2 protein-coding genes are annotated in these 4,380 nt (G+C 64.0%); both read left to right on the top strand.

Translation table 11 applies throughout. From position 1 onward, the window contains the following. Positions 1-397 precede the first annotated feature (397 nt). Entirely contained in the window at positions 398-3,361 is a 2,964-nt protein-coding gene (gene ileS / locus EOA28_RS26290) for an isoleucine--tRNA ligase (RefSeq protein ID WP_127386469.1), read from the top strand. Between the two features lie 307 nt (positions 3,362-3,668). Next, on the top strand, positions 3,669-4,343 hold the full coding sequence (locus EOA28_RS26285) for a hypothetical protein (protein WP_126083161.1): 675 nt from the start codon (positions 3,669-3,671) through the stop codon (positions 4,341-4,343). Positions 4,344-4,380 lie beyond the last annotated feature (37 nt).

The following is a 4,380-nucleotide window of genomic DNA, read 5'->3' as shown; positions in this document are numbered from 1 at the left end:
TGGTTAAGGAACGCGGCGACCGCAACCAATGGACCTTCGGTGTCTCGACCACTTATCGCTTTAATTTCACCATGTAGGCCGCGAAACCGGCTTCATGCCTTGAATTCCGCGCTTTATTCCTGCCGCGCCATCCGCTAAAAGCCACGCCATGATGAGCTTTTCGCGCCTTTTCGCGATCGCGATACGAATTACAGGCCCGGTGTTCCGGGCGGCCTGAGCGCCGCTGGAGCCGCCGGGAGTTTTCGCGCGCGCCCCTCGCGCTTTTTCAAGAAAATCAACGCATATCGCCCAAAAGTGGGCTCCGGTTTGGGAAATTGATATGCGTCAGCTAAGACCTCAACGCCCGGGCTTTCCGCCGCCGGGCAACGCAGATGGCAGATCAATGACCGACACTCCAATGACCGACGCTGTTGAAACGATCGACTATTCCAAGACGCTTTATTTGCCGCAGACGGATTTCCCGATGCGCGCCGGCCTGCCCGAGAAGGAGCCCGGCCTGGTCAAGCGCTGGCAGGACATGGACCTTTACAGGAAGCTGCGCGAGGAGGCCGCCGGCCGCGAGAAATTCGTGCTGCATGACGGTCCGCCCTACGCCAATGGCAACATCCATATCGGCCATGCGCTGAACAAGATCCTCAAGGACGTCATCAACCGCTCGTTCCAGATGCGCGGCTACGACGCCAACTACGTGCCGGGCTGGGACTGCCACGGCCTGCCGATCGAGTGGAAGATCGAGGAGCAGTATCGCGCCAAGGGCAAGAACAAGGACGAGGTGCCGGTCAACGAGTTCCGCAGGGAATGCCGCGACTTCGCGGCCGATTGGATCAAGGTGCAGGGCTCAGAGTTCCAGCGCCTGGGCGTCATCGGCGATTTCGACAACCCCTACACGACGATGGCCTACCATGCCGAGGCGCGCATCGCCGGCGAGCTGCTGAAATTCGCCATGTCGGGGCAGCTCTACCGCGGCTCGAAGCCTGTGATGTGGAGCGTGGTCGAGCGCACCGCGCTCGCCGAAGCCGAGGTCGAGTATCAGGATTATGAGAGCGACACGATCTGGGTGAAGTTTCCGGTCGCGAGCCTCGCCCAGCCGGTCGCCGGCGCGGCGCCGCCGCAGGACGACACCGCGCTCGATCTGGTCGAGGCGCATGTCGTCATCTGGACGACCACGCCCTGGACCATCCCCGGCAACCGTGCCGTCAGCTATTCGCCGCGCATCGCCTATGGCCTGTATGAGGTGACGGCGGCCGAGAACGCCTTCGGCCCGCAGCCCGGCGAGAAGCTGATCTTTGCCGATGCCTTGGCCGAGGACTGCGCCGCCAAGGCCAAGGTCACGTTGAACAGGCTTCACAGCGTCTCGGCCGAACAGCTTGGGAAGCTTACGCTTTCGCATCCTTTCAAGGGTCTCGGCGGCGGCTATGGGTTCCCGGTGCCGATGGTTGCCGGCGAGCATGTCACCGATGACGCCGGCACCGGCTTCGTCCACACCGCGCCCGGCCATGGCCGCGAGGACTTCGACGCGTGGATGGAGGCGGCCGCCGATCTTCGGGCACGCGGCGTCGACACCACGATCCCGTTCACGGTCGACGACGCCGGCTTCTTCACCAAGGACGCGCCGGGCTTCGGCCCGGGACGCGAAGGCGGCGCCGCGCGTGTCATCGACGACAACGGCAAGAAGGGCAACGCCAACCAGGCGGTCATCGATGAGCTGATCAAGCGCAATGCGCTCTTCGCGCGCGGCCGGCTGAAGCACAGCTATCCGCATTCCTGGCGCTCGAAGAAGCCGGTCATCTTCCGCAACACGCCGCAATGGTTCGTCTATATGGACAAGGACCTCGGCGACGGCACGACGCTACGCAGCCGCGCGCTTAAGGCGATCGACGACACGCGCTTCGTGCCGGCGGCCGGCCAGAACCGCATCCGCGCCATGATCGAGGAGCGCCCGGACTGGGTGCTTTCGCGCCAGCGCGCCTGGGGCGTGCCGATCGCCGTCTTCGCCGACGAGGACGGCAATGTGCTGAAGGACGAGGCCGTCAACCATCGCATCACGGAGGCTTTCGAGAAGGAGGGCGCCGACGCCTGGTTCGCCGACGGCGCCAAGGAACGTTTCCTCGGCAATCACGATGCCTCGAAATGGCACCAGGTGATGGACATCCTGGACGTCTGGTTCGATTCCGGCTCGACTCATGTCTTCACGCTGGAAGACCGTCCGGACCTCAAATGGCCGGCCGACGTCTATCTCGAGGGTTCCGACCAGCATCGCGGCTGGTTCCATTCCTCGCTGCTCGAAAGCTGCGGCACAAGGGGCAGGGCGCCTTATGAGGCGGTCATCACCCATGGCTTCACCATGGATGAGGAAGGCCGCAAGATGTCGAAATCGCTCGGCAACACGGTGGTGCCGCAGGACGTGATAAAGCAGTCTGGCGCCGATATCCTGCGGCTCTGGGTGGTGACGACCGATTATTGGGAAGACCAGCGGCTCGGCAAGAACGTGCTGCAGACCAATATCGACGCCTATCGCAAGCTCAGGAACACCATCCGCTGGATGCTGGGCACGCTCGCCCATGACGACGGCAAGGACGTGCCGGTGGAGGCCATGCCGGAGCTGGAGCGGCTGATGCTGCACCGGCTTTCCGAGTTGGACGAAGTGGTGCGCCAGGGCTACGACGCGTTCGAGTTCAAGCGCATCACCCGAGCGCTGCTCGACTTCATGGTGGTGGAGCTTTCGGCATTCTATTTCGATATCCGCAAGGACGCGCTTTACTGTGACGGGCCGTCGAGCCTGCGCCGCCGCTCGGCCGTCCAGGTGGTGCGCCATCTCTTCGAATGCCTGGTGAAATGGCTGGCTCCGATGCTGCCCTTCACCACCGAGGAAGCCTGGCTCGACCGCCATCGGGAAGCCGTCTCGGTGCATCTCGACCAGTTCCCGGAGATCCCGCAGAACTGGCGCAACGAGGCGCTGGCCGAGAAATGGCGCAAGGTGAGGCAGGTGCGCCGTGTCGTCACCGGCGCGCTGGAGATCGCGCGCGCCGAGAAGCTGATCGGCTCGTCGCTGGAGGCCGTGCCGGTGGTGACGCTGGACGACGCCGCGCTGGAGGCGGCCATCGCCGATGTCGACATGGCCGAGATGGCGATCACCAGCGACCTCGTCATCAAGCATGGCAAGCCGCCGGAGGGCGCCTTCACGCTCGACGACGTCAAGGGCGTGGCGGTGGTGGTGGAGAAAGCCGAGGATCGCGGCCTCACCAAATGCGCGCGCTCCTGGCGCTACACCGCCGATGTCGGGCAGGACCCGGAATTCCCGGATGTCTCGGCCCGCGACGCGGCCGTGCTGCACGAGCTGAAGGCGCTCGGGCGTCTCTAGGTGCATGTCGCCCAAAAGTGTGCGGCGGTTTTGGGCTAACGACATGCACTCTTCAAACAAGTGCATGTCGGCCAAAAGTGTGCAGCGGTTTTGGGATCAACGACATGCGCCGGTCAAATAAGTGCAAAAGTACCACGCCGGGCGGCCCATATCCGCCCGTGCGTTGCCCTTAACAAGTGGTTGAGGTAAACACGCGACACTCCGGCAGACAAATTGTCGCCGGATTTCCGTCGCAAGTGCGGGGAAGAAGGGGACCGTGCCCTTGGCCGGTGGCGACCGAAAGGCAGTTAGAGTGGGACTTTTTGGCATGACCGACAGAACGTTCGCGCGCGCCGCGCTGGTGGCGCCGCTTGTGGTATCGGCCATCGCCTTGTCGGGCTGCATGAGCTCGCCGACCTACGGAACCGACAAGACGGCAGCCGCGCAGCTCTTCGACGACGTTTCGGGCGCGGCCTCGATCACGCCGAAGCGCCGCACTCCGATCGACTACAAGCCGCGCCCTGACCTGGTGAAACCCGCGCCGGGGCAGAAGCAAAACCTGCCGCCGCCGCAGGAAAGCATCGAGACGGCGAGCACCGAATGGCCCGAATCGCCCGAGGCGCGCCGCGCCCGCATCCGCGCCGACGCCACCGCCCACCAGAACGATCCGAATTACCAGCCGGAAGCCGTCGAGGATGTCCAGACCGATCCCGCGTCGGTGAAGAAGGCGATGGCTGACTCGGCCTCCAGCCACCCGCCACGCTGGTCGCCCGATGATTCCAGCGCTACGCGCACCGCCGAGATCCAGCGCCGGCTTGCCGAGCAGAAGCAGGGCGACCCGACCACTCGCAAATATCTGAGCGAGCCGCCGCTTGCCTATCGCCAGCCCTCCGATGCCGCGCCGCAGAACGAACTCGGCGAGGACGAGTACAAGAAGGAGCGCCGCCTCAAGGCACAGGCGGAAGGCAAGAAGGGCGGCTGGTTCGACTGGCTGGGGCTGTAAGTAGTGAATAGTGAATAGTGAATAGTGAATAGTGAAT

Origin of the sequence: Mesorhizobium sp. M2A.F.Ca.ET.067.02.1.1 (genome assembly GCF_004023285.1) — a bacterium.
Classification (GTDB): Bacteria; Pseudomonadota; Alphaproteobacteria; order Rhizobiales; family Rhizobiaceae; genus Mesorhizobium.
Note: the sequence above shows the minus strand (reverse complement) of the source record. Positions and strands in the feature narration are given on the sequence as shown.